Annotated in this window: 23 protein-coding genes; 7 read left to right on the top strand and 16 right to left on the bottom strand. The window is 62.7% G+C overall.

The features are described from left to right. Nucleotides 1-327: 327 nt before the first annotated feature. Nucleotides 328-1,254 (top strand): 4-hydroxy-3-methylbut-2-enyl diphosphate reductase, encoded by a 927-nt coding sequence (gene ispH, locus JQ553_RS15545; protein ID WP_212500831.1) that lies wholly within the window; start codon nucleotides 328-330, stop codon nucleotides 1,252-1,254. Nucleotides 1,255-1,293: 39 nt separating this feature from the next. Beyond that, on the top strand, nucleotides 1,294-2,463 hold the full coding sequence (gene hpnH, locus JQ553_RS15540) for an adenosyl-hopene transferase HpnH (RefSeq protein WP_212500830.1): 1,170 nt from the start codon (nucleotides 1,294-1,296) through the stop codon (nucleotides 2,461-2,463). Nucleotides 2,464-2,561: 98 nt separating this feature from the next. Here hpnH and JQ553_RS15535 read toward each other — a convergent pair whose 3' ends face one another. The 6 genes from JQ553_RS15535 to JQ553_RS15510 all read right to left on the bottom strand — a co-directional run bounded on the left by JQ553_RS15535 (nucleotide 2,562) and on the right by JQ553_RS15510 (nucleotide 8,705). Further along, nucleotides 2,562-3,296, bottom strand: coding sequence for a phosphorylase (locus JQ553_RS15535; RefSeq protein WP_212500829.1), 735 nt, complete (start codon nucleotides 3,294-3,296; stop codon nucleotides 2,562-2,564). Continuing rightward, a complete protein-coding gene (shc, locus tag JQ553_RS15530) occupies nucleotides 3,293-5,254 on the bottom strand; it encodes a squalene--hopene cyclase (RefSeq protein WP_212500828.1) in 1,962 nt (653 codons plus the stop codon). The genes JQ553_RS15535 and shc overlap by 4 nt, the downstream gene beginning before the upstream one ends. 67 nt (nucleotides 5,255-5,321) lie before the next feature. Next, nucleotides 5,322-6,572, bottom strand: coding sequence for a hydroxysqualene dehydroxylase HpnE (gene hpnE, locus JQ553_RS15525; protein WP_212500827.1), 1,251 nt, complete (start codon nucleotides 6,570-6,572; stop codon nucleotides 5,322-5,324). Then, entirely contained in the window at nucleotides 6,572-7,408 is an 837-nt protein-coding gene (hpnD, locus tag JQ553_RS15520; RefSeq protein ID WP_212500826.1) for a presqualene diphosphate synthase HpnD, read from the bottom strand. Before hpnD ends, hpnE begins: the two co-directional genes overlap by 1 nt. After that, the gene (gene hpnC, locus JQ553_RS15515; RefSeq protein WP_212500825.1) at nucleotides 7,405-8,283 is read right to left on the bottom strand and encodes a squalene synthase HpnC; all 879 of its coding nucleotides are present in this window, start codon (nucleotides 8,281-8,283) and stop codon (nucleotides 7,405-7,407) included. The genes hpnD and hpnC overlap by 4 nt, the downstream gene beginning before the upstream one ends. A gap of 182 nt (nucleotides 8,284-8,465) precedes the next feature. Then, nucleotides 8,466-8,705, bottom strand: coding sequence for a hypothetical protein (locus JQ553_RS15510; RefSeq protein ID WP_212500824.1), 240 nt, complete (start codon nucleotides 8,703-8,705; stop codon nucleotides 8,466-8,468). A gap of 314 nt (nucleotides 8,706-9,019) precedes the next feature. Between JQ553_RS15510 and JQ553_RS15505 the strand changes: the two genes are divergently transcribed. After that, a complete protein-coding gene (locus JQ553_RS15505) occupies nucleotides 9,020-9,523 on the top strand; it encodes a hypothetical protein (protein ID WP_212500823.1) in 504 nt (167 codons plus the stop codon). A 70-nt stretch (nucleotides 9,524-9,593) separates the two neighbouring features. Here the strand turns inward: JQ553_RS15505 and JQ553_RS15500 are convergent, their stop codons facing one another. From JQ553_RS15500 to JQ553_RS15480, 5 genes are all read right to left on the bottom strand, one after another. Continuing rightward, nucleotides 9,594-11,972 (bottom strand): RND family transporter, encoded by a 2,379-nt coding sequence (locus tag JQ553_RS15500; protein WP_212500822.1) that lies wholly within the window; start codon nucleotides 11,970-11,972, stop codon nucleotides 9,594-9,596. Between the two features lie 196 nt (nucleotides 11,973-12,168). Next, on the bottom strand, nucleotides 12,169-12,960 hold the full coding sequence (eutC, locus tag JQ553_RS15495) for an ethanolamine ammonia-lyase subunit EutC (RefSeq protein ID WP_212500821.1): 792 nt from the start codon (nucleotides 12,958-12,960) through the stop codon (nucleotides 12,169-12,171). Nucleotides 12,961-12,967: 7 nt separating this feature from the next. Then, on the bottom strand, nucleotides 12,968-14,554 hold the full coding sequence (locus tag JQ553_RS15490) for a B12-binding domain-containing radical SAM protein (protein ID WP_212500820.1): 1,587 nt from the start codon (nucleotides 14,552-14,554) through the stop codon (nucleotides 12,968-12,970). Nucleotides 14,555-14,686: 132 nt separating this feature from the next. Then, nucleotides 14,687-16,069 (bottom strand): ethanolamine ammonia-lyase subunit EutB, encoded by a 1,383-nt coding sequence (locus JQ553_RS15485; RefSeq protein WP_212500819.1) that lies wholly within the window; start codon nucleotides 16,067-16,069, stop codon nucleotides 14,687-14,689. A gap of 641 nt (nucleotides 16,070-16,710) precedes the next feature. Further along, nucleotides 16,711-17,664 carry a homocysteine S-methyltransferase family protein gene (locus JQ553_RS15480; RefSeq protein WP_212500818.1) on the bottom strand — a complete coding sequence of 318 codons (954 nt, stop codon included), beginning with the start codon at nucleotides 17,662-17,664 and terminating at the stop codon, nucleotides 16,711-16,713. 218 nt (nucleotides 17,665-17,882) lie between these two features. Between JQ553_RS15480 and JQ553_RS15475 the strand changes: the two genes are divergently transcribed. Next, the gene (locus JQ553_RS15475) at nucleotides 17,883-18,035 is read left to right on the top strand and encodes a hypothetical protein (protein ID WP_212500817.1); all 153 of its coding nucleotides are present in this window, start codon (nucleotides 17,883-17,885) and stop codon (nucleotides 18,033-18,035) included. Nucleotides 18,036-18,115: 80 nt separating this feature from the next. On the opposite strand, the gene JQ553_RS15470 is transcribed toward JQ553_RS15475, so the two are convergent. The 4 genes from JQ553_RS15470 to JQ553_RS15455 form a co-directional block, all read right to left on the bottom strand. Next, entirely contained in the window at nucleotides 18,116-18,484 is a 369-nt protein-coding gene (locus tag JQ553_RS15470; RefSeq protein ID WP_212500816.1) for a hypothetical protein, read from the bottom strand. Between the two features lie 431 nt (nucleotides 18,485-18,915). Continuing rightward, nucleotides 18,916-19,626, bottom strand: a complete 711-nt coding sequence (locus JQ553_RS15465; RefSeq protein ID WP_212500815.1) for an SDR family NAD(P)-dependent oxidoreductase — start codon at nucleotides 19,624-19,626, stop codon at nucleotides 18,916-18,918. Between the two features lie 55 nt (nucleotides 19,627-19,681). Beyond that, nucleotides 19,682-20,254 (bottom strand): OsmC family protein, encoded by a 573-nt coding sequence (locus tag JQ553_RS15460; RefSeq protein ID WP_212500814.1) that lies wholly within the window; start codon nucleotides 20,252-20,254, stop codon nucleotides 19,682-19,684. 158 nt (nucleotides 20,255-20,412) lie between these two features. Beyond that, nucleotides 20,413-21,591 carry an alkene reductase gene (locus JQ553_RS15455; RefSeq protein ID WP_212500813.1) on the bottom strand — a complete coding sequence of 393 codons (1,179 nt, stop codon included), beginning with the start codon at nucleotides 21,589-21,591 and terminating at the stop codon, nucleotides 20,413-20,415. An 85-nt stretch (nucleotides 21,592-21,676) separates the two neighbouring features. On the opposite strand from JQ553_RS15455, the gene JQ553_RS15450 reads away from it, so the two are divergent. Continuing rightward, nucleotides 21,677-22,066, top strand: a complete 390-nt coding sequence (locus JQ553_RS15450; RefSeq protein WP_212500812.1) for a helix-turn-helix domain-containing protein — start codon at nucleotides 21,677-21,679, stop codon at nucleotides 22,064-22,066. A gap of 286 nt (nucleotides 22,067-22,352) precedes the next feature. Next, entirely contained in the window at nucleotides 22,353-24,650 is a 2,298-nt protein-coding gene (locus tag JQ553_RS15445; RefSeq protein ID WP_212500811.1) for a penicillin acylase family protein, read from the top strand. A 43-nt stretch (nucleotides 24,651-24,693) separates the two neighbouring features. Here JQ553_RS15445 and JQ553_RS15440 read toward each other — a convergent pair whose 3' ends face one another. Continuing rightward, nucleotides 24,694-24,933 (bottom strand): hypothetical protein, encoded by a 240-nt coding sequence (locus tag JQ553_RS15440; RefSeq protein ID WP_212500810.1) that lies wholly within the window; start codon nucleotides 24,931-24,933, stop codon nucleotides 24,694-24,696. A gap of 84 nt (nucleotides 24,934-25,017) precedes the next feature. Between JQ553_RS15440 and JQ553_RS34450 the strand changes: the two genes are divergently transcribed. Further along, nucleotides 25,018-25,563 (top strand): hypothetical protein, encoded by a 546-nt coding sequence (locus tag JQ553_RS34450; RefSeq protein WP_249144283.1) that lies wholly within the window; start codon nucleotides 25,018-25,020, stop codon nucleotides 25,561-25,563. Nucleotides 25,564-25,580: the final 17 nt, after the last annotated feature.

The raw sequence follows: 25,580 nt of genomic DNA, 5'->3' as shown, positions 1-25,580 counted from the left end.
GGAACCAAACAACAGGAAAACGGCCGCGAGTCGTCGGTATAGACCGCCTCAATGGGCAATAAAGTGACGAACAAGTGAGGGGCTCGCGCCCATTGAGCATACTATAATACCGTAAATAGCCTTTCTCAGGCTGGCGGATCTTTCCTCGGCGCTTATTTTTTGCCACAAACCCCTGTCCTTCCATAGCGCTTGGGGCTTCCGTTGAGTGCAGGGACCGGCGTGGTGCGGATATTGCAGCTCGCGTTGCGGATGTCCGGCCCGATGAAGTGCGGCGCCAAATGGCCGTACGTTGAATGAAAATGGTGCACTTTGCGTAGTGAACGTTCGATGGAAGTTTTCCTTGCTCAGCCGCGCGGTTTTTGCGCGGGCGTGGTGCGCGCGATCGAAATCGTCGAGCGTGCGCTCGATAAATTCGGCCCGCCGGTCTATGTGCGCCACGAGATCGTTCACAACAAGTACGTCGTCGAGAGCCTGAAAGGGAAGGGAGCCATCTTCGTCGAGGACCTGTCCGAAGTACCTCCCAGGGCGGTGACCGTGTTCAGCGCCCATGGCGTGGCAAGGAGCGTCGAGGAGGAGGCCGCCGCGCGCGACCTGCCGGTGCTCAATGCCACCTGCCCGCTCGTCAGCAAGGTCCACAACCAGGGCAAACGCTACATCGCAAAAGGCCGGGCCCTGATCCTGATCGGCCATGCCGGATACCCCGAGGTCGAGGGAACCATGGGCCAGGTTCCAGGTCCGGTTCTCCTCGTCCAAAGCGTTGATGACGTTGCGGAACTGACGCTACCGACCGATACCCCGGTCGCCTATATCACCCAAACGACCCTGTCCGTGGACGACACCAAGGACATTATCGCGGCCCTTCAGGCAAAATTTAAAGACATTCAAGGCCCGGACATCCGGGATATCTGCTATGCCACACAGAACCGCCAATCTGCGGTAAGGGACCTCAGCAAACTCGTGGACGTCATATTGGTGGTGGGGGCCGCCAACAGTTCCAATTCAAACAGGCTTCGCGAAATCGGCACCGAGGTTGGCGTGGCGAGTTACCTTATTGCCGATGGCAGCGAGCTCAATCCCGATTGGCTCAAGGATGCAACAGCCGTCGGCATCACCGCAGGCGCCTCGGCGCCCGAGGTTCTGGTCGACGACGTGATCGAGGCCTTGCGGCGGATCGGGCCAGTCGCGGTCTCGATCCTTCCGGGCCGTGAAGAGAATATCGAATTCCGGCTGCCTGCCGAACTGAGTGCGGCCTGATCCAAATACACCCACCTGGTCCAGAAAGAAAATTCGCTAATGGCTATACCGTTCTTCAAGGAAATGCGCATCGGTGGCTACCTGATCAAGCAGAAGCTGCTTGGCCGCAAACGCTATCCGCTTGTGCTGATGCTCGAGCCGCTGTTTCGTTGCAATCTCGCCTGCGTCGGCTGCGGCAAAATTGATTATCCGGATGCGATCCTCAACCGCCGCATGACGGCTCAGGAGTGCTGGGACGCGGCCGACGAGTGCGGCGCACCGATGGTGGCCATCCCCGGCGGCGAGCCTCTGATCCACAAGGAGATTGGCGAGATCGTGCGCGGCTTGGTCGCGCGCAAGAAGTTCGTCTCGCTGTGCACCAACGCGCTGTTGCTTGAGAAGAAGCTCGATCTGTTCGAGCCCTCCCCGTACCTGTTCTTCTCGGTGCATCTCGACGGCCTCAGGGATCATCACGACAAGGCGGTTTCGCAGAAGGGCGTGTTCGACCGCGCGGTGTCCGCGATCAAGGCGGCAAAGGCGCGCGGCTTCACCGTCAATGTCAACGCCACGATCTTCGACGGCCACCCGGCCGAGGAGATCGCGAAATTCCTTGACCTGACCACTGAGCTCGGCGTCGGCGTGTCGATGTCGCCGGGTTACGCCTATGAACGTGCGCCCGACCAGGAGCACTTCCTGAACCGCACCAAGACCAAGAAGCTGTTCCGCGACGTCTTTGCGCTCGGGAAGGGCAAGAAGTGGAACTTCATGCATTCCGGCCTGTTCCTCGACTTCCTTGCCGGCAACCAGTCCTATGACTGCACGCCCTGGGGCATGCCGGCGCGCAACATCTTCGGCTGGCAGAAGCCCTGCTATCTGCTCGGTGAAGGCTACGCCAAGACCTTCAAGGAGCTGATGGAGACCACCGACTGGGATTCCTACGGCACCGGCAAGTACGAGAAATGCGCGGACTGCATGGCGCATTGCGGCTACGAGCCGACCGCGGCCACCGCCGCGCTGAACAACCCGCTGAAGGCGATGTGGGTGGCGCTACGCGGCATCAAGACAACAGGGCCGATGGCGCCCGAGATCAATCTCACCAAGCAGCGCCCGGCTCAGTACATCTTCTCGGAGCAGGTCCAGAAGAAGCTTTCCGAGATCCGCCGCGACGAGGCACTTGCCGCCCAGCAAAAGGCCGCGGCCGCGGAGCAGAAGGCCTCCACGGCAGCCTGAGCCGTCCGGCGCAACAAAAGACAAAGGCCCGATCGCCGCGCGATCGGGCCTTTGTTTTGGAATTTGCCCTGCCCGCTCGAGGACGAGCGAGCGATTGGTCAGATCTCGGCCGGAACCAGCGCGTCGCTGCCGAGCAGGAAACCGCGGCAACCGCGCAGCGAGCGCAGTGCGCGGTTGAAGTCGATGCCGGTTGAGACCAGGGCGCGCAGCGTAAGGGGATTGCGGACGACCCCTCGCATCACCTTGCCGAGGTCAATATCGCCATTCGGCTTGACCGCCGACTTCGCGAGTTCCGGCAGCGCCCGATCGGCGGGATCGCTGATCACGCGCAGCGCGGCGAAGGGGATGCCCGCATTGGCGGCATAGCCCGCAGCGATGTGGCTCTCCATGTCGACGGCTGCGGCCCCCGTCAACGAGCGCAGCGCGGCCTTGCAGGCTCTCGCCGCGACCACCTGCTCCACGCCGGCGAGCCGGCCGCGGACGATCCTGCGCCGCCTGAGCGCCGCGCTGGCGATCATCTCCTCGTTCAGCGCGGATGCAGCCAGGAAACGGGTATCGCCCGCCGTCACCTCGGTCGCGACCACGACGTCGCCCGATTTGAGCGACGGATCGAGCCCGCCGGCCACGCCAAACGAAATCACGCCGCGGAACGTCGTCGGGTCGAGCGTCGCCAGCAGCGCACGAAGCTGCTGCGGATCGCTGGAACTGCAGATGACGATCATGCCGGGCCCAGCCGCGATGCGGGCCTCCTGGACCAGTCCAGTCACAATCAATACCGGCCGAGGATCGATTCTGTTGCCCACGGTCTCGGCGGCCCCCGCCCCCAAAATCACATCCCGACCCCTACCACCCTGCTGTTGGTGCTTCTCAAATTTCGATACCGCGCCATCGCCCAGAGCGGAAAGAATTTTGAGTAACCATGATATCGCAAGTAAAACACCCGCGGAAACCCCGTAGCGGTGTAACGCTCCTCATCCCACAGCCCTTTTTCCGTCTGTGTGGCCTTTAGGTACTCCATGCCCCGTGTCACGGCCGGGTTTTCCACCTCTCCGACCGCCATCAGCCCAAGCAAGGCCCATGCCGTCTGGGAGGGGGTCGACGGCGCGCGCTCATAGCCCTTGTAATCGAGGCGGTAGCTCACCGCGTCCTCGCCCCAGCCGCCGTCCTGATTCTGGATCGATACCAGCCAGCCGACGGCCTTCCGAATCATCGGGTCACCATGATCGACCCCTGCGACATTTAGCGCACAGAGCACCGACCAGGTGCCGTAGATGTAGTTCAGGCCCCAGCGGCCATACCAGGAGCCCTCGGCGAGCTGGGTGCGGCGCAGATAGGCGATACCGTCGGCAAGGGCCTTGCTGGTCTTCTCGGTCTCGCCGAGCTGGGCCAGCATCGAGATGCAGCGCGCGGTGACGTCCTCGGTCGGCGGGTCGAGGAGCGCGCCGTGATCCGAAAACGGGATGTTGTTGAGGTGGTATTCGAGGTTATTGGCGTCGAAGGCAGCCCAGCCGCCGTCACGGCTCTGCAAGCCCTCGATCCACTCGCGACCACGCGCGATCGCCGCGTCGTATTCCCTGGTCCCGGTCTGCCGGCGCGTTCGATCCATCGCCATCACCACCACGGCGGTATCGTCGAGATCGGGGTAATGGTCGTTGTTGTACTGGAACGCCCAACCGCCTGGACGAACGTTCGGTGCCTTGACCGCCCAGTCGCCCTTCAGCTCCAGAACCTGCCGTGGCTTCAGCCAGTCCAGCCCCTGCTTCATCCTGGCCAAGGCCTCGTCGCCGCCCACTTCATGCAGCGCGTGGCAGGTCAGCGCGGTGTCCCACACCGGCGAAACGCAGGGCTGGCAATAAGCCTCCTGTTCGCCGATCACGAGCAGCCTGTCGAGACCGCGACGTGTGTTGGCGCGCGGCGGATAGTTCTCATCCTTGCCGAGCGCCTCATACATCATGACGATGTTGGCCATCGGCGGATAGATCGCGCCCATGCCGTCTTCGCCGTTCAACCGCTCCTCGATGAAGGCGAGCGCGGCGTCGATCGCGCGCTGCCGCAGACTCCTGGGGAACATCGGCTCGACCACACGCAGCACGCCATCCAAGGCGCGAAACAAATAGAACCAGCTCGCGCTTTGATGCGACGCCTTCGGGGCCATGCGGAGCGACTTCGGATCCTGCACGAATAGTTCGTTGATGCTGACGCCCTTCGGATTCTTCGCGCGCGGTTTCAACGCTGCCAGCACCATGAGCGGGATCATCGTGGTGCGCGCCCAGTAGGAGATTTTGTTGATGTGGAACGGCGACCACATCGGCAGCAGCATGATCTCGACCGGAAGCACCGGCACCGCGCGCCAGGTCACGATACCGTAAAGCGCGAGCAGAAAGCGCGTGAACACATTGCTGCGCGACGCTCCGCCGTACGCAAGAATTGCCTCGCGCGCCCGCACCATATGCGGCGCATCGATGGAATCACCGATCATCTTCAGAGCGAAGTACGTCTTCACGCTGGCGCTGATGTCGAACGGGCCATCGTACACCTGCGGCCAGCCGCCATGCGCCCCCTGCACGCGACGGAGATAGCTGGCGATTTTGGCTTCGAGCTCGGCATCCACGGGCTCACCGAGATAGTGACGCAGCAGGACGTACTCGGCCGGAATGGTGCTGTCGGCCTCGAGCTCGAACACCCAATGTCCGTCGGATTGGCGATAGCCGAGCAGCGCTTCGGTTGCCTTGGAGATGCTCTTCTCCAGCGCGACCGGGTCGACTGCGAGGCTGTGATCCCTCGAAAGCATGTCGCTCAATATCCTCTTCATCGCGGGCCGGCTGATCGACAGCGGAGGCCGCTCCAACGGGTCGAATCTAGCGCCTGGTAAGAACCAGATCGGCGGCGCGGTCACCCGACCGCACCGACCCCTCGATGGTTGCTGGCAACCCGGTAGCAGTCCAGTCGCCGGCAAGAAACAGGTTTTTTTGCGCGGTGGCGGGCCCTGGACGCAGAGCGTTCTGCTCCGGCGTCGCCTCGAAAGTGGCACGGCGCTCGCGCACGAGCTGCCAGGGCGGCAAGTCGCCGGAAACGCCCGATGCCTTGCGGACGTCGTGCCAGATCGCCTGCGCAAGTTCCTCGCGCGGCATGTCGACCAGGCGGTCGCCATTGCTGATCGTCACCGACAGCCGCTGCGGGAAGGCGAACAGCCACTCCACGAGGCCGCCGACCACACCGAGAATGGGCGCCGCATCGCGCGGCGGATCGACGCGGAAATGCGCGTTCACGATCGCGCGGAATTTGGTCGGCGTGGTCAGCCCCGGCAGCAGCGAGGCGGCGGCGCGCGGCGGTACCGCGAGCACCACCGTATCGGCGTCGGACAGCGCGACCCTGTCGTCACCGCCGAAATCGAGCTGCGCGACCCTGTCGCCGGACATGCCGAATGCGCGCAGTTCGTGGCCGAACTGGACGCTGTTGCCGCGCTCCAAGAGCAGCTTCACCGCCGGCTCGATCAGGACCGAGCTCAAACCTTCGCGCGCGATCAGCGGACGGCACGCCTGCCCGCCTGCGAGCAGCGTCTCGCGCACGATCGCGCCAGCGAGTCCAGCCGAGCCCTCGGGCGGATCGACATTGAGGGCCGCGAGCAACAGCGGTTGAACCAGACGATCATACAGCGTGCCCTTGCACGGGATCACCTTGCCGACGAGGGTCTCGGTGCTTGCCCAGACCAGCGGCGCCAATGCCAGGTAGTCGCGCAGACTCGTGTCGGGGACACGGCGCCCCTCGTCGAACACCCACAGCGGCAGGCGGGAATCGCCGAGATCGAGTTGCCAGCGCTGGCCGGTCGAGAGGTCGACAAACGGAAACTGCGCGCGCTTCGGCCCGACCAGGCCGGCCTCCGTTCCGATCGAGCGTGCGTAACTCAGCGCATGGTGGTTGCCCGACAGCAGGAGATGGTTGCCGTTATCAATGGTGAGGTTGGTGGCAGCGTCGAAATACGAGCGACAGCGGCCGCCGGCCTGCTGCGTCGCCTCGTGCACGAACACCTTGTATTCGGCGCTGGCGAGCCGAACGGCCGCCGAGAGGCCGGAAATGCCGGCGCCGATGATGTGAACAGTCTTTTGCATCAGATGATCGCGTAACGAAGCAGAATGCCGAGCTTGGCGGCCTTGGAGACGCGCACCGGCGCGCGCGGCGCGGCGAATCCGCGTGCGATCAGGAGATCGAGGATCATGCGGTAGTATTTCGACATGATTCGCGGCGCACGGACCGCGCGACGCGAATTGCGCTTCATGATCTCGTCGGCCTTCGCGAAATGCATCTTGGCGCGCTCGACGAGCGGTGCGCACACCTTGGGCAACGCGCGCTCTGCGACGACGCGCGCCGGATCGTTATTGGTGATGCCGGCGTGCCACAGCCACTCGCGCGGCAGATAGAGACGGCCGAGGGCTGCGTCCTCATCAATATCGCGCAGAATGTTGGTGAGCTGCAGCGCGCGGCCGAGATGATGCGCGAGCAGGATGCCGTCCTCCTCGGGCAGGCCGAACACCCGCACCGACAGCCGGCCGACTGCGCTTGCCACGCGATCGCAATAGAGATCGAGTGTCGCAAGGTCGGGGGCGCGGATGTCCTGCGGCACATCCATCTCCATGCCGTCGACGATCGCGAGAAAATCCTCGCGCTTCAGTCCGAAGGTCTTCACCGAGGCAACGTAATCCTTGAGGCGCGCTGGCGGGCGATCCTGATAGAGGGCATCGATATCGTCGCGCCACTGCTGCAGCGCGGCAAGCCGCTCCGGCCGCGGGCCGTCGGAGTCGGCAATGTCGTCAACCTGGCGGCAGAAGCTGTAGATCTGGAACATCGCCTCGCGCTGTGCGCGCGGCAGGATGCGCATGCCGGCGTAGAACGAGCTGCCGGACGCGGTGTTCCCGTAATCTGCGTTGGCCGTCGTCTCGAGGCTCATGCGCCAGCCGCCGTCTTGGAGACCGAACCCCGCCCCGTCGCACGGCGGGCGGCTTCGCTCGCGACACCGCCGAGGCTGCGCAGCAGCAACTCGATCGGGCTCAGATGGACGCGCTCGCTGAGCGGATCGCGCACCTTGAGCATGTTGACGATCCTGTCGGCGAAGGCCTGAATCACCGAGATCTCGAGTCCGAACCTGAAGTCCCTCACCTCCGCGGCGAGCGGCCTGCCCTCGTTCAACAGCGTCTCATTGCGCGCGGCGAGCGCCCGCAGGCATTGCAGCAGCGGCGGCGGCGAGCTTGTTTCGCCGAGCATCTCGACGGTCGCGCCCGACGCGGCCAGAGCATCCCGCGGCAGATAGACGCGGTTCAGGTTCTTGTAGTCCTTGGCGCAATCCTGGAGGTGGTTGTTGATCTGCAAGCCGGCGCAGAGCGCGTCGGAGGCAATCCAGGTCGAGGTGCTCTCGCCATGCACGTCGAGCATGAAGCGCCCGACCGGCATCGCCGAGTAGCGGCAATAATCGATCAAGTCGTCCCAGTCCTCGTAGCGCAGCTTGGTAACGTCCATGCGGAACGCGACCAGGAGGTCGAGCGCGTGGCGCGGCGGCATGCCGCGTTCGGCGAGCGCACGGCGCAGACTGACAGCTTCCTTCTCGGTGTCTCCGTTACCGAGCAATTCGGATTCGAGAAGGTCGAGGTAGCGCAGCTTCTCATCGGCGGGGAGCGTCGAGTGGTCGGCGATATCGTCGGCGGTCCGGACGAAATTATAGAAAGCCAGGATCAGTGCACGATGTCGTGGATGAATGATCCACGACGCGACCGGGAAATTCTCGTCGCGGTGGGTCTTTCCTGATCGCAGGTCGCTCGCGGTGGTCATCGGAAATTTGGGCTGCACTGTTCATAGCTTGGCGCACGCGCTCGGCGCATGCGGGGATGGCGAGCCCCATATAGGGGAATACGCCGCCGAAACCAATGCTATCTGTGACCGCCAGCACATGCGGCCCGTGACCGGCACCTATGCCGATCGCGAGCGTTTGGCAGTTCCGCAGGTGCGCGGCCTTATTGGCCGTGGTTCTTCAGCACCTGATCGCAGGCGGAGCTGATCTTGGGACGATTCTGCTGCAGGCAGGCGAGAATGGTGAAGTCGCCTTGGTCGATCACGGCGCGGCAGTGCTTCTGCACATCGCGCGCACAGGCCTTCTGCTCGTCGGGAGTGCCGCTACGCGCCTGCTGGGCGGCAAAGGCGCCAGATGAAAGCGGGATCGACAACAAGGCAAGAGCCAGAAAAAATTTACGCATCGTATTCCTTCGTTTCGGACAGCAGGGAATCTGTACCCGAAAAGCGCTTCGGCATGCCGGGACGGATTGTTGGGATTGCAGACGCCGCTAGCGCGGCAACGAACACACGACAAGCACTGTAAATTGCGGCTAAATTTGCGACGCTGTAAACCCTTCAATAAGGCTTTGATGTTCGTGTGCTATTTTTACCACAATTTTGCCCAGGATCGATGTTGCCGCGATTTGAACCTAACATTGTGCGATGACACTAAACTTTCGGTGCGGCGGGACGTTTCTTCCACGAGAAGCGTTCGATTCGATGGGAAATATTCACAATGACTCTGTTTGGATCCGGCCTTTCCGGGCGGGCGTTCAAGGCTGCCGGTCTCGGCGCCGCACTCTTGCTGACGGTCTCGGCAAGTCATGCGCAATCCGGCGGACCATTTGCAGGCTTTGACGGCAGCTGGAGCGGCTCGGGCACTGTGACGCTGTCGAACGGGTCCACCGAACACATCCGCTGCAAGGCAGACTACAAAGTCGCGCCGGGGGGCCTGAACCTGAAACAGAGCCTGCACTGCGCGAGCGATAGCTACAAATTCGATCTCTCCAGCGAGGTGACCAGCCAGGGCGAGCGCATCTCCGGGAATTGGAGCGAAAAGAGCCGCAACATCTTCGGCAATCTGCAGGGTACGGCGGGCGGCGGCGTCATCGACGTGTTCGTCGAAGCGGCCGGCTTTGCCGCGAACCTGAACCTGCGCAGCAACGGCACCAGGCAGGTCGTCCAGATTGACTCCAAGGGTGAGATCCGCGGCGTCTCGATTACGATGACGAAGAGCTGACGTCTTCATCAGCAGATGCAAAAGGCCCGGTCTCCCCTGCGCGGGACCGGGCCTTTGATTTGCCGGGGGACTATTCCAACGCTTTCGGATGTCCTGCCCTGCCGCGAATTTTCTGCGACAGGTTGATCAGGAACATCGACGTCGGCCGCAGGATGAAGAGGTCGGCGACCAGCGCGGCCACCATCGAGAACGCGCTGAGCCAGCCGAACAGCCGCAGCGACGGCAGGTCGGAAAACACGGTGACGACGAGGCCGCAGGCCAGGACCACCGTGGTCAGGATCAGCGCCGGACCGACCAGCACGGTGGCGCGTTCCACTGCGAGTTCCGGCGTGACGCCGGGCTTGGTCTCGAGCCGCAGGCGGTTGAGAAAGTGGATAGTAGCGCTCAGGCCCAGGCCGAACGACACCGTCAGCGCCACGACGCTGGCAAATTGCAGCCCCTCCCCCAGCAGCCACAGCACAGTGCCCGACAGCACCACCGGGAAGATGCCGGGCAGGATGCAGGAGAACATCACCACGACCGAGCGGAACGCGAGCCCGATGAAGATCGCGACCAGCGCGAATTCGACGGTCAGGCCGCGGTTGAGCTTCTCGATCATGTTGGCGCTATTGCGCGCGGCGATCGCCGAGAGTCCGGTGACCGCGATCTCGTAGCCGGGATGCTCGGCGCGGACCTTGTCGAGCGCATGGTCGAGTTTCTCGATAACGGGCAGGATCTGACTGGAATCAAGATCAGGCACGCGGCCGGATACCACCACCGCATCCTGCTCCTTGGAGATGAAACGCCGCACCAGATGCTCGGGGATCACGCTGACATACTGCTTCAGCGTCTCGACGTCGGTCGTGCCGGCCTTCTCCGCGAGCCAGCGCCGCAGCGTTTCCAGCGACCACACATTGCCGACGCCGGCAGCTTTCTCGACCATCGCGTGGACATCGGCGATCGTGTTCAGCGTCTCCGGCGAATACAGCAAAGCCCCCTTGGGGAATTCGATCAGCACGTCGATCGGATTGGCGCCGGTCAGCTTGGCGTCGAGACGGCTCGACGCCTCCACGGCCTGGCGCTTGTCCGGCACCTGGTCGGCGAGCCGGTAACGCGGCTCCAGATTGGCGTAGATGATGCCGAGCCCGCCGACGATGATGACCGCGATCAGGCTGAAGAGCCCGGGACGGCTCACCATGCGTACGGCGATCCAGTAGCAGAAATTGCGCAGCGCCTGCACGCCGGCGTCCGCGCTCTGAAATTTCACTGCGAAGATCTTCTCGTTGCGCACGAACAGCACGCCGAACACGGGCACCAGCGACAACACCGCGATCAGCGCGATGATGGTGGCGGCGAGTCCCGCCTCGCCGAACTTGCGGATCAAATCGGAATCCGAGAACTGCAAGGCGATGAAGGAAATGCCTGCGGTGCCGTGGGTCAGCACGCAGGCCGGCCCGACCACCAGCACCGCGTTCTTGAACGCGGTGAACTTGTCCTGCCCGGCGATCAGCCGGTCGCGCGCAGCGAAGGTGAGCTGCATCGAGTCGGAGAAGCTGATCACCATGATGAGCGGCGTCATCACGTTGAGGAACATATTAAGATTGAAATTGGCCCAGCCGAGGCCGCCGAGCGCGAGCAGGATCGCGATCATCGGCGGGAAGGCAGCCGCCACCATGAAGGAAATCTTGCGGAAAAAGACGATGGCGATGATGCAGCCGGCGAGGATGCCGAGGATGTTGTAGGTCAACCCGTCGCGCTCGACCGCGTTACGGATCTCGAGCTGCATCACCGGCACGCCGGAGAGCTGGGCATTGAGCCCGCTACCGCCGAGATCGTCGGCCATGATCTTCCTGATGTCGCCGACCACCTTGCCGAGTTTGTTGCTGCCGACCACCTCGGGCTCGAGCGACAGCACGATCAGCGCAAGCGTACCGTCCTCCGACAACAGCTTGCCGCGGATGATCTCGTTGCTTTTGACGGTCTCGACAAACTTGCTGTAGGCCTCGCCCTCGGGGAGTTCAGGCGGAAACAACGCCGCCGGCAGCTTGCCGGGCTCCGGCGCCTGGCGCGCCGAGAACAGCGAGACAAGGCCGCGCACGCCCTCGACGAGTTGCAGGTCGGTAACCATGTCGCGCAGCTTCACGAGATTGTCGCGGGCAAGCAGCGTCTTGCCTTCGACGACGACGAGAACGTCGAACTCGGTCGCGGGGAAGCGCTTGGTGACAGCCTCGTATTGCTTGTAATCCTTGGAATTGGAGCGGAACAGCTGGGACAGCGAATCGTCGATCTTGATCCGCTCGACGCCGAAAACGGCAGCGATCATCAGGACGACCAGGATGATGCAGGACAGAATCGGCGCCCGCATCGGGATCAGGCCGAGCCGCTCGAGCCCGAATGCAATGCTGGTCCCCGGCCGCGGCTCTTCGATCTTCTCGACGTGAACCTGACTTTCGGAGTTCTTTTCGAGCATGCCCTGTCCTGTTCTGAAAACGGCTCAATCTTTCTAGCTTGGGTCCCGATCGCGACTGAGGCCGTTGAGCACGTAGGATCAGCGCTAGCCCTTGAAAACACGCGAATATTGACCGGCGCCGGTTTTACAGGTCGAAGCCTCTGCTCGCAAGCGCGAGAGCCACGTCAAGCAGGTACGGAACCGCCAGAAGCGGTCGCTAAGTATCTGATTTGTCACACTCCGACAACGCGCGCGGAAGTGATCCGCCGCTACTATCATCTTTCAGTGCAACTCCTGTCATCCCGCGAGACAGGCCTTCGCGCACAAGCCAGGAAATCCTGAGTGCAGCCTCCTCATAGCTCAGGCCCGCGCGGTGGACGTTGGAGATGCAGTTGCGCTCGGCATCAGTCAGCCCGATTCGCGGCCCGAAGGTAAGATAGGCGCCGAGACTATCGGGCGCCGACAGGCCGGGACGCTCGCCGATCAGCATCACCAGCATGCGCGCACCGATGATGGTGCCGATCTCGTCGCCAAGCGCGACGCGGGCGCCCGAGGCGACGACCACCGCACCGGTCTCGATCTTGTCCGCGGCGAGTCGCGGCATGAGGTGGCGGACGAGTTCGACCGCATGGACGTTCACCGCCGTCGGCGACAGGCCATCGCCGATGACGATCGCACATGGGCACGGCGCGCCACCCCTGCCCTCCAGCATGCGCTTCGATTCGGAATCGAGCATGCGTCCGAGATCGGGACGCCGCAGATAGTCGCGCCGGTTGCGCGCCTGGCTCGACACCCCGACCGGCGCGATTCCGAGGCCGGCAAGCCCGGCCACGATGCCTGCGACATCGAATGCGGCGTGGACGGCATCGCGGGCGCGCGCATGGTCGAGCGTAAAGGACAACAGCGCCGTGGTCGGCAGACTGGCGCCGCAGCGACCGAGCGAGACCCGCGCCGGCGTCAGCGCCCGCAACTCTGCGAGCGAACGGGACGGCGGCACCGGAGGCCTCATGCTGCGCCTATTCGGCCGGGACCGCGGCCTCGCGCAGCCGGATCGAATAGTTCGAGGCGTTCTGCTGCCCGCTGGAAGCCGCACGCGCGAACGTGATCAGATGATGCGCGATCATCGATGCCGAGATCAGGCCCTCGATATCGCCGCGCTTGAGCCGTCCCAGCGCGAATTTCCAGAACGCGCGCCTGTAGTCGCCGAGCACGCCGACTTTCCAGAAGATATTGCGGAGCATGATCAGGCCGCGCCTGATATTGCGCCAGGATTTCATCTCCGGACTAACCGGCACCTTGATGCGGTTGGCGTAGGTGTAGTCGCATTGATACTGGTAGCGCGCGAAAAGCTTGTCGGGCTGGTAGGCGACCTCCATGCATTTGCGCCAGGAGTTGACGACGTCTTCGTAAGGCAAGAGGAATTGCACGTTGGAATCGCGGCCCTCGTCCTCGACCAGCCGACCCTGCTTTTCAAGGCGATCCCACAGCGGCGTCTTCGGCAGCGCCTGCAGCAGGTTGATGGTCAGAAGCGGAATGCGCGAATCGTCGATGAAAGAGAGCAGCGCGTTGCCGGTCTCGGGCTTGTCGGTATCGAGGCCCATGATGATGCCGGAGACCACCTCCATTCCGTAGGAGTTGATGGTCCGCACGCCCTCCAGGATCGGGACCATCATGTTGTGGTCCTTGTGCATCGCCTTGAGCGCGTCGGGATCGGGGGTCTCGATGCCGCAGAAGATGGTGGCGAAGAAGGCCTCGCGCATCTTCTCGAGGATCTCGGGCCGCTTGGCGATGTTGAGCGTAGCCTCGCAGGCGAGCCGCGTGACATAGCCGGTGCGCTTCTGCCACTCGATCAGATGCGGCAGCAACTCGACCGCGGCTTTGCGGTTGCCGATGAAATTGTCGTCGACGAAGTAGATCGAATCGGTCATGCCGCATTCACGCAGCTTGTCGAGCTCCGCGATGATCTGCTGCGGCGACTTCAGCCGCGGATTGCGGCCATACAACCCAGGGATGTCGCAGAATTCGCACTGATAGGGACAGCCGGAGGAGAACTGGATGCTGCCGAGGAAATATTTTCGAGTCTCGGCGAGCTCATAGGCCGGCAGCGGGAATTCCGTCATCGGCAGGCGGTCGATGGTCTTCAGGACGACCTGCTCGTCCGGACGCCTGGTGTCCTCAGCCAGGCGCTTGATCAGCTCGTTGGTGGCGTCGCCGAGTTCGCCGACATGGAGGTAGTCGAACGAGGGGTAGTAATCCGGGCAGGCGCTCACCGACGGGCCGCCGATCGCAACCGGCAGGTCATAGCCATGCGCGCGCCGGCAGATATCGTTCATCTGCTGGCGCTGGATATGCATGCCGCTGACGAACACGGCATCCGCCCACTCGAAATCATCCTGGGAGGCGGCGCGCAGATTCTCGTCGACGAAGCGGACCGCCCAGTTCTCGGGCAGATAGGCCGCGATCAACAGCAAGCCCTGCGGCGGCATGAACGCCTTGACACCATCGGTCAGGGGGTAGGCATATTCAAAGGTCCCAAAGGCCGACGTATAGCGCGGAAAGACGCAGAGGATACGTCGTGCCGTCTCAATGCCCTCAGCTCTCATCAAGCCCCCTCAAGTGCAGCACCAACAAATCTAAGCACGGCATTGATCCGTGGGCCAGAAATTCTTCAATATTGTGGCATCTGCTAACGTCACAACAGCGCGAAGGTTGCTCGAGAAGTTCAGTCTCCCCCCTCACGCGAGCAGCCTGGATGCGAATTCAGGCAGCAGCCCTGCATCGGCGGCAAGGCGGAAATCCTTGTCCGCAAGGCCCGATCGCATCAGCCAGTCGTCGAATTCGGGTGCCCGCTTCAGGCCGAACAGGTCGCGCAGATAGAGCGCGTCGTGGAACGAGGTCGACTGGTAGTTCAGCATGACGTCGTCAGCGCCCGGCACCCCCATGATAAAGGTGACGCCGGCGGCCGCCAGCAGCGTCGCCAGATTGTCCATATCGTCCTGGTCGGCCTCGGCGTGGTTGGTGTAGCAGACGTCGACACCGAGCGGCAGGCCGAGCAATTTGCCGCAGAAATGATCCTCGAGCCCGGCACGGATGATCTCCTTGCCGTCGTAGAGGTACTCGGGACCGATGAAGCCGACCACGCTGTTGACGAGCAGCGGGTCGAAGGCGCGGGCCACCGCGTAGGCGCGGGCCTCGCAGGTCTGCTGGTCGACCTGGTGATGCGCGCTGGCCGACAGCGCCGAGCCCTGCCCCGTCTCGAAATACATCACGTTGCTGCCGACCGTGCCGCGGCGGAGCGACAGGCCCGCCTCGCGCGCCTCGCTCAATAGCGCCAGGTCGACACCGAAGCTGCGGTTCGCCGCCTCGGTGCCGGCGATCGACTGGAAGACGAGGTCGACCGGCAGCCCCTGCCCGATCAGGCCGAGCGTGGTCGTGACATGGGTGAGCACGCAGCCCTGCGTCGGGATCTTCAGCCGCGTGATGATGTCGTCGAGCAGCCGCAGCAGGGTCCCGATCACGTTGGGATCGTCACTCGCCGGATTGATGCCGATGCAGGCGTCACCCGACCCGAGCAGGAGCCCGTCGAGGATCGAGGCTGTAATGCCGCGCGCATCGTCGAAAGGATGGTTCGGCTGCAACCGCGCGCTCATCCGCCCGCGCAGGCCGATGGTGTTGCGGAAGCGCGACGTCACCCGGCATTTGCTCGCGACCAGGATCAGGTCCTGGTTGCGCATCAACTTGGAAACCGCGGCCGCCATTTCCGGCGTGATGCCGCGCGCCACCTGTTTCAGTGTGTCGGTGGTCGCAGCATCCGACAACAGCCAGTCGCGGAAGCCGCCGACGGTCAGCGAGGCGATCGGCGCAAAGCTCGCGGCATCATGGCTGTCGAGGATCAGACGGGTGACCTCGTCGTCCTCATAAGGGATCACCGCCTCGTTGAGGAATCGGGTGAGCGGGACGTCGGCGAGCGCGAGGCGGGCCGCGATCATCTCCTCGGCGCTGTCTGCCGCAATGCCGGCCAGCCGGTCGCCGGAACGCGGCGGTGTCGCCTTGGCGAGCAAGTCGCGCAGGTCCGCGAACACGTAAGAGGTGGCATCGATGCTGCGGCGATAGACCATGGCAATTCAAGCCTGCGAGGCTGCGGGACCATTAGCATAAGCAGTTGATATTGCGATGTAAATTTTCGATTTTCGGTGCCGTCGGTCATTCTCGACGCAGCTTCGCCTTCTCGCGGCACGATGGACCCGAGGTTTGCATCGCTGTCCGCCCTCTTTTCTCGCTGAGGGCGCAGGGAAAGCCGGGTGCCGATCGCACCCATGGGTCCCGTGCAACAAAAAGCACGGGGGTAGGACCACAGGTGTAACCGGAATCAACCCGGCTTTCCCTGCGCGATGGTTTACGGCTTACTTCGCGCTCTTCCCGGTGAGACCAGCTTTGTTGTCACCGTCATCAGTGAGAAGCTTGCTTCTCACGAACTTGACACCTGCATCGGGGCGCCAGAACCACACGACTTCGCCGTCCGCCCTGGCACGTTCGCCTCGTGTGCCGCAGCGTCCACCGCATCTCAACCCAACACTCGTGACGATGGCGAAGCGCCCCTCATTCGGGTGAGACGGGCGGATTAAACCGCTGATTTGGGTCTATCCGGAAGCGGAATATTTCTCGCCCCAGGACTTGCCGCGTCGGGCAAATCAGTGATCGAGGATCCCGGCGAGTACGAGCGATCGGCAAGCGGTCATCACGCCACGTCGATGCGCTTTCAAACCGGCAGGCACTCGGCCGCGATTGCTGCAACGTGACGGTGATCCGTGCCGCAGCAACCTCCAAGAATCCGCATCGTCGGAAACGTCGTTCTTAGGCTACGATAGCGATGGCCAAGATCCTGCGGATTGCCGGAGTCCAGCGTTTCGGACTCGTTGAGTTCGGCGTGACTTCGTATCGAGGCATTGGCTCTGATGCCGTAGATGCGCTTGGTCCACCCCGCCCTGCTGTCGAGCGTTTGCGCGAAGTGCGTCGGATGCGCACAGTTGATCATGAAATATTCCGGCGCTCCATTCGTCTCGTGGTCGACGGTTTCGATCGCCTGCCGCAGTGTCTCGCCTGTCACCAGGCGTCCGTCTGTCTCCACCGTGAATGAAATCGCACACGGAATACTCTGTCTTTTGGCGGCACGGGCGATGCCGACGGCCTCATGGATGTTGGTAATTGTGAAGGCCGTCACCATGTCGGCCCCGCCCTCAACGAAGGAAGCGATTTGCTCGCCATGATAGGCTTCCGCCTCCTCCGCATCCATGTGCCCCGCCTTGTATCCGTCGCCACGCGGGCCGATCGATCCGTTGATGACACAGGGCAAATGCGAGGGCTCACAAGTCGCCTCCCACCTGCCACGCAGAATTTCGAGAAAAGCGATGGAATCTCTGTTGATCGCATCCAGCGCCGCAGCGTCGTAGCCAAGCTTCTCTGCCCAATCGTGGTTGGCCCGCCAGGTCGGGCTACTCAGCACAAATCCAACGCGGTGACGCCGTGCAATAGCGAGATAGGATTCATAGTATTTTGTCAGACGCTCGCGTCCCCGTTCGGAGTCGAGCAATACGAACGCCGCGAGGTGCGGCAGATCGATGCCCTCCTGAAAGATCAGCGTCGTAATCAAGCCCCCATCGGTGAGGAAGGCGCCGCCATGGCGTTGCGGCAGATCGTGACGGTATTTGGCCATTTGTCTCTACTCGTTTCCGAGGACATCATTCCGCGAGATCGGCGGCCAAGGCCTGTCACATCAGGGCGTGACCTACATGCAAGGTTGTGCCGTCAAGCAACGTCGTCGAAGCATGCGACGTCGATCCGACGGAGGCGATAGAATTCGAGTTACAGTGGTAACAGGCCGGCTGACGCGCCCATGCCCGGCGACGCGCACTTGGCACGCTGGCCGTGTTCATGCGACGGCTTGCCGAATGGATTCGCCGTGTTGTCGGCGATCGGACCGGACCCGACGCTCAGCTACGTCAGCAAGGTCGGCTTCTGGCAGGCTCCGTTGAAAAAGACGCGCAGATCAACGGCAAGCGCTTCGCGCAAAACAACGCGCGATAGCGCATCGTGGCAATCGCACTGTTACTGAAATTATCGTGTTTCACCCCAAGGGTGCGGTGTGACACCGTCACCGTGGTTTCCTAATTCGCATTTCGATTCTTGCTTGCTCCTCTGAGGCGAGTTGCCTGTGAAGCAGGACGCACCCAGTCCGCCATCTGCATACAGGTGAGAAGATCAACATAACTTTGAATTCCACCGGCCATGGCCTCGCCTTCGCACTCATCGCGAACGGAGCCAGGATTTTTCCGCCAAACAGTCAGCAATTGCTTATGGGCGGTGTTTTCATCGCGCATACACGCTGCAAAGCTCTGGGCCAGTACAAGGCCCATTGCCTTGTCGGTCGCCGTGGTCGCCTTGCACATCGCCTCGACATTCAACGTAGGAACCCGATCGGAGGCCAGCACAGGCTGGATTCCCAAGAGTGCCAGTGATAGCAGCGCGGCTTTCATGCTAATTTTCCTCCGTCAATCGCTCTTCAATCGCGGGTTGTGGGCCTGCTTATCCGGCATCCCATTGCAGTTTCGACAGTAGGATGGCCCAGGGGCATCCGGGGGTGACGCTCCGCTTCAGGCGTTGAGTTACGGTGAGGGTGCACTTGATCGCCGGCGGCCCGGGTTCTGTCGCGTAATTCCGCTGAATTGAGTAAACCGTACCGCAACTCAAAATCCCTGTGGAAACCAAATGCCTCGAATGTCAGTCGGTCCAATATTTGGCAGCACATGATTTATTTCCAAATCAGTAATCTGCACATCTTCAATGCACCGAGCAATCGCGAAATGCGCTGACAGTGCACTTAATTCCACGATCGTGGTCGCCGAGTTAAGTGCACTGCGACCGTAATTCCAACTTCAAAGGGCCGCTGAGTTTCCGCCACGAGTGCTCACCAAGGCTCCGCGGACGTTCGGACGTCGACCTCGAACGACCAAGCCTTGTGATGCTGCCGGTAGAGGAAGGCGTAGCATTCCACGATGCCCTCGAGATCGAGCAACCTGTCGCGGTGCGCGTCGGCGTCCGGAAAGCGTCTGCGGATCACGTCACCGTCGACGGCACCATCGACGACGACGTGGCCGACGTGGATTCCCTCAGAACCGTATTCCTTGGCCATCGCCTGGGCGAACGCCCGCAGGCCCGCCTTGGCGGAATTGAAGGCGCCATAACCGGCCCGACCGCGCAGCGAGGCGCTGGCGCCGGTGAACAGGATGGTACCTCGCTTCTCCGGGATCATGCGGCGCAGCGCCTCCCGCCCGAACAGAAACCCGCCGAAACATGCGACCCGCCAACTCTTCTCGAAATAATCCGCCTCCATCTCGAGGATGCGGCCCGACGTGTTATTGCCCGCGTTGTAGATGGCCAGATCCACCACGGCGCCGGCATGGTCGAACAGCGCGGCAACGTCAGCCTCGTTGGTGGCGTCCGCAACGAACGGGGAAGCTTTGCCTCCCGCTCTCTCGATATCAGCGACGACCGCGTCCAGTGACGCTTGAGTGCGCCCGGCCACGACAACGTCGAGCCCCTCCCTAGCAAAACGTTTGCAGAGTTGAGCGCCGAGTCCTCGATCCGGACCGACGCCAATGATCACCGCTTTGGGCATTGCATCCCTCCGAACTGTGTGACCGGGACCGTACGACGGTTGCGCCATCATGCAATCACTCCACGATCAAGGCCGGTTTGAGAGCCACGGCCCGGGATAGATTGTAGAAGTTGGGCGAGGTCGCCATCACCGTCTCGTGGACCTCGGCGAACTGCTCTTTTGTGCCGCTGCCTTTGATACGGACGGTATAGCTGAGGGTCTCGTAGCCGGGCGTCACGGCAGGATCGATCCCGAGGAAGCCGCGAAGATCGATGTCGCCATCGGTCTCGATCGACAGGCTTTCGAGGGTGATTCCACGCACCGCGCACTGCGCCACGTATCCGACGGTCATGCAGGCGTTGAGCGCCGCGACCAGATGCTCCTGCGGATTGGCGAAATTGTTCGATCCGCCGAGTTCGCGGGGCTCGTCGATATCGATCGAGAACCGACGTGGCACCCTTTCTCCGCCGAGTTCATAACGCTCGATTTCGGCGCGGCTCCGCGTCTGGCCCCGCCAGGTCGTGATGACGTGCCAATTCGTCTTGCCTCTGGCAGGTTCGCGCCTGACGTCGTCGATCAGCGCAAACAGGTCGTCGACATCGATGCCGTTGACGATGGTGGGGTCGGCAGTCTTCGTTGGTGCGTCCACATGGGGCTCCTTTGCTTGGGGTTGGGTTAAACTTCACATCTGGATACTGGGGAAATCAGGACGACCTCGCCAGCGACGTGTGGCCGGGTTTCGTGGTCGACCGGCAGGGGTCCTCAGAACCGCCCGGCACCGAACGCCTGCGCGACCCACCGCCGCGGTCAGCCGGCCGCCGCGCGCAGCGCTACCGATCGATATGCAGGGAAGTCCGTGTAACCCACCTCGCCACACCTGGTGTAATAAGTTGATCGGTCCGCCACGGCTAACGGCCAGCCGTGCTTGAGACGCGCGGCAAGATCCGGGTTCGCGATAAAGGACCTGCCGAAAGCGATCAGGTCCACCAGCCCGCTGTCGAGCGCCGCCTGGGCGCGCTCGCGGTCGTTGAAGCCGCCACACCAGATGAAGGCGCCAGGGAACACCGCGCGAGCCTTGGCGAGCAGAGCGTGGTCGAGGTACCGAGGCTTGAACTCCGCGGTCTCCATGTTTCCTTCGGGCAGCAGTTCGTAGAGCAGATGGATGTATGCCACGCCGCGGCGCCCCAGTTGCTCGGCAACGTACAGAAACGTTTCCTCGACAAGCGGCTCCGGCGGCATGGAGTTGTACTTGCCGAACGGAGACAGGCGAACACCGACGCGCCCCGGACCGAATTCAGCCACCACCGCATCGACGACTTCCATCAGGAAGCGCGTACGATCTTCCATGCTGCCCCCGCCGTAGCGGTCGGTGCGCGTGTTGAGCACCGAGTTCATGAACTGCTCGAACAGATAGCCGTTGGCCGCATGGAGTTCGACTCCATCGAATCCGACCTTCCGTGCACTGGCGGCGGCTTTGGCGAAGGTGCCCACCATGGCCGACACCTCATCCGTGCTGAGCGGCCTCGGCGTCTCCGCAGGCATATAGCCCAACCGGCCGTCCGGGCCGTGCGCAAACACCGACGAGCCCTCTGCCCGTTGCCCGGTCACGCCCACCGGGGCCCGGCCGTTCGGCAGAATCGAGGAATGGGCCATCCTGCCGACGTGCCACAACTGCAGAAAGATCGTGCCGCCATGACGGTGAACCTGATCGGTTACCAGCCGCCAGCCCTGCATTTGGGCTTCCGAGTGGATTCCGGGTGTCCTCGCGTAACCGTGGCTCGACTGATCCACGTCGGTCGCCTCGGCAATGATCAGGCCGGCATTGGCCCGCTGGCCGTAATAGGTGGCGATCAGTTCGTTCGGAAGGTCACCATCGGTCGGGAGGTCGCCCTCGGACGTTCGCGTCCGGGTCATGGGTGGCATGACGATGCGGTTCTTCAGCGGAACAGTGCCGCCAAGCAGTTGAGTTTCGAACAAGCCGGTCATAGATCACCCTTCGAGCAGATTCCTGCCGAAGGTTATTCTTCGGTGGTCATTGCCATCTACACACCCTTTGGTCAGTGGTCGGCGGATGAAGATCATCAAGAGATTGCCGGGCTTGCCGGTCGAGCGTGCGCTAGGCGTCCTTTCGGGACGCTGGAAGGCGGTCATTCTCGATGTGCTGATGGATGGCCCGCAACGCACATGCGAGCTGGAAAAGCGCATTGTCGGCATCTCGCAGAAGGTGTTGATCGAGCAGCTGCGAGCGCTCGAGGAACATGGAATGGTGAGCCGGCAGCCCAGCAGCGGCGATAGTCAGGGGATCGAATACCTGCTCACCCCACTCGGCGAAAGCCTGCGGCCCGTGCTGGATTCCCTCATCGAATGGGGAGTCCATCACGCCAAGGAGCTCGATGAGGTCCATAGGCTTCTGCCGTGCAATGTCGTTCGAGATCGTCGACCTGTTCGATTACAAGGGTAACCACTCTCCCGACGGATGACATCGCCCGGTAACATCTCGGGACCAATTGTTCTTGGCGAGGCTGTCGACTGCGACGACTTTCAACAGCGGGAATGATGGTGAATATTCGAGACATTTCACACGGCTGATCGTTTGGGAAATACGCACCTAGAGAGCGTTCCCAGCGTTCACATCTGCCATTTTCTCTCGCGCGAGAGATTGTCGACCTGACAAATCCGCAACTCCGTCACAACGGGCGACGCATCGGTACAAGGTTTGCCTGGCGGGCTGGGCGGGATGGCAACTGATGAAGGCGATAGCGGTCAAGACAATTGCTTATGGCGTGGCGTTTTTGCTGGCGGGAACTTGCATCGTTGCCGTCTTGCTTTGGCAGACCCTGCCGCCGTCCACCCATGAATTGCAGATCCCCGGCCTTTCCGCCACGACGAGCGTGAGTCTGGACGCGGATGGTGTGCCGCGAATCCGCGCCGCGAACATGATCGATGCCGCGACGTCCCTTGGCTACCTGCATGCGCGCGACCGGATGTTTCAAATGGATCTCATGCGACGTTCGGCGTCCGGGCGACTGTCCGAGATCGCCGGGCCGGCGACGCTGCCGATGGATCGGATGATGCGCACGCTCGGCCTTCATGGTCACGCCTCATCCAATTTCGAAGCTCTGCCGATGCCGACGCGCCGTATGCTGGAAGCCTATGCCCGGGGCGTCAACGCATGGATACGCGAACGTGGTCGCTTCAGCGGGGAGGAGTTCCTGGTCATCGGCACACCTGAGCCCTGGAGTCCCGTGGACAGCCTGCTTTGGGGTGAGACGATGGCAGTCTGGCTTTCTCACAACTGGCGTGTCGAACTCGCCCGGCTCAGCATCGCCGACAAATTGCCGCAGCGGGAGATCGATGAGCTTTGGCCGCAGGATCGAAGGACCGGACAGCCGCACGCGATGCTCGATCCCGCCCTCGCCGGCCCAGTGCGACACCTCATGGCCGCGCTGCCCGATTTTACTGCGCCCTTCAACCAGTCACGCAGAGCGAGCAACGAGTGGGCGGTCGACGGCCGGCACAGTACGACCGGCGCGCCACTGCTCGCGGGCGATCCGCATCTCGCCTTCGGCATGCCCGGCATCTGGTATCTCGCCCGCATCGACACGCCGAAAGAGACGCTGGCCGGGGCCACCGCCCCGGGATTGCCCTTCCTCATGATCGGCCACAACCGCCGCATCGCCTGGACCTTCACCGACACTGGCGCCGACGTTCAGGATCTCTTTGTCGAGACATCCGTGGATGGCGGCTACGCGACACCTGATGGCCTGCGCGCTTTCGCCGTGCGGGAGGAGCGCATTCATGTGCGCGGGCAGCCGGACGAAATTCTGCGCGTGCGCGAGACCCGCCATGGCCCGCTGATAAGCGACCTGCTGAAGGACGAACAGAAACCGCTTCTGGCGCTGCAAGCAGCCAATCTGGCTCCGGGAAATACAGCAGCGGCCGGCTTGATGGCGTTGAACCAGGCGCAGAATGTCGAGGAGGCCGCACGGGCCGCCGCCGAGATCACGTCGCCCGTGCTGAATCTGCTGGTCGCCGATCATGATCGCATCGCCCTCTACGTCACCGGCCGCATACCGATTCGTCGCACCGGTGACGGCAGCATGCCGGTGCCTGGCGCGGACGGAGCGCATGATTGGATCGGCTGGGCGACCGGCGACGAGCTGCCGCACGACGTCAGTCCCGCGAGCGGATGGCTTGCCAATGCCAACGAGCGCATCGCCCCGTCCGGCCCCCTGTTCCTCGCGCGCGATTGGTTCGGCGACTGGCGCAGTCGGCGTATCCAAGCTCGCATTGCCGCGAACGAGCGGCACACCGCCGCGGATTTTGCGGCGATGCAACGCGACGTGGTCAGCGCATACGCGATCGAACTCCTCCCCGTCCTGCTCAAGGTGCATCCGACGGATCCGACCGCTGCCAGGGCGGTGGCGACGTTGACTGACTGGGACGGCGCCATGGAGATGGATAAACCGCAGCCGCTGATCTTCGATGCCTGGATGCAGCGCTTTCGCCACGAAATTCTGCGACGTGCCGGCATCAAGCCTTCCGCCGCAATCGCCTCCGCGGAGTTCATCGCCTTCGTTCTGAGTCCGGCGGGTGCGCATTGGTGCGGGACCGATTGCTCGGTATTGCTCGCCGCCACACTCACCGATGTCACCTCGGAGCTGGCCCAGCGCTTTGGCCCGGATCCGTCGACCTGGCGCTGGGGCGCGGCGCATGCTGCGGTGTTCGCTCATCCGCTCCTCAGCCGATTTCCGGTCATCGGCTCGTTTGCGGTCGCGCGCATCGCCAGCCCGGGCGACGACAGCACTGTGGACCGCGGCAGCACCGGCTGGAACGGTCTCGATTCGGTGCACGGGCCGTCCTATCGCGGAGTCTACGATCTGGCGGATCTCGATCGCAGCCTGTTCGTCGTTGCTCCCGGGCAATCCGGCCATCTGCTGAGCCATCACGCCCACGACTTTCTGACCCGCTGGCGCGATGGCGAAACTATCCTGCTCGGGCGGGAAGCTGCGCGGGTCAAGGGACGCATCGAACTGCGGCCCTGACGTGAGTCCTCGCGCCGGCTTTTGACCCTCTCCGAGGGCTCAATCAGCATATCCTCCCATTGTCCGCGTCGTCGCAAATGTTGCCGGGCCTGCCCCGAACCGACGGACCGAACCATACTGGAATGCCGCCAGGGGTGATAAACCAGCGGCCGGCGGTGGCGGTGCTCGCAGTGTCCCTGCCGATGACGTGTCGCCCGGCCGTGAAATTCTCGTGACCCACGGCGGACGTTGTGAGCAGGGCGATTGCGATCAATCCCGTCGACAAGTGCTTGATTGTAGTCATCGAACGTCTCCTTTCGCCTCAGCAACGCGATATGCCCCTGGTTGGGCTTGCCGAACTCAGCCCTTGCGATCGTCGGCGCAACGGTTGCTGACAGCGGATCAAACCGTACTTCGAAGACCTTACCAACATTCCATTGATGTTCTCCTGCGTCGTAGCAGGACGCAGGCGGCCTCCATATCCCATTTCGAGGCCGATCTGACCCAGGCGATCGCAGGATGGGCTTTTGAGGTCGCGAAGGAAGAATTCGGCTTGTTCGGTGTTGAGGTCAGGATGGGGCCCGATGGATCGAGCCGTCGCGGGAAAGCGCGATGGGCCAATCTCAAAAGGAGGCCGCAAATGAAGACAACGATAATCGCACTTTCTGCCGCGGCCGCAATAGCCGCCGCTCCGGCCGCGCTTGCCCGGACTGTATCAAGTAAAACGCCGGACAAGCAGCATCATGCCTCCCAGAAACACCCTCTGATCGTCTCCAGCCACGCGCCAAGGCATTCGATGCAGGGCTGGAAGACGAGCTATCCGGGCGCGTCCGTCTACGCGCCTCGTGAACCCAGAGACTTCAACTATGAGAATTCCAGACAGGCTGGAGGTGGTGGAGGTGGTGGTGGCGGCGGCGGTGGAAGCGGCATGTGAGCCGACCTGGGTCTTAC

The sequence above is a fragment of the Bradyrhizobium lablabi genome, assembly GCF_018131005.1.
In the GTDB taxonomy this organism is placed as follows: Bacteria; Pseudomonadota; Alphaproteobacteria; order Rhizobiales; family Xanthobacteraceae; genus Bradyrhizobium; species Bradyrhizobium lablabi_D.
This window is presented reverse-complemented; position numbering and strand designations above follow the sequence as displayed.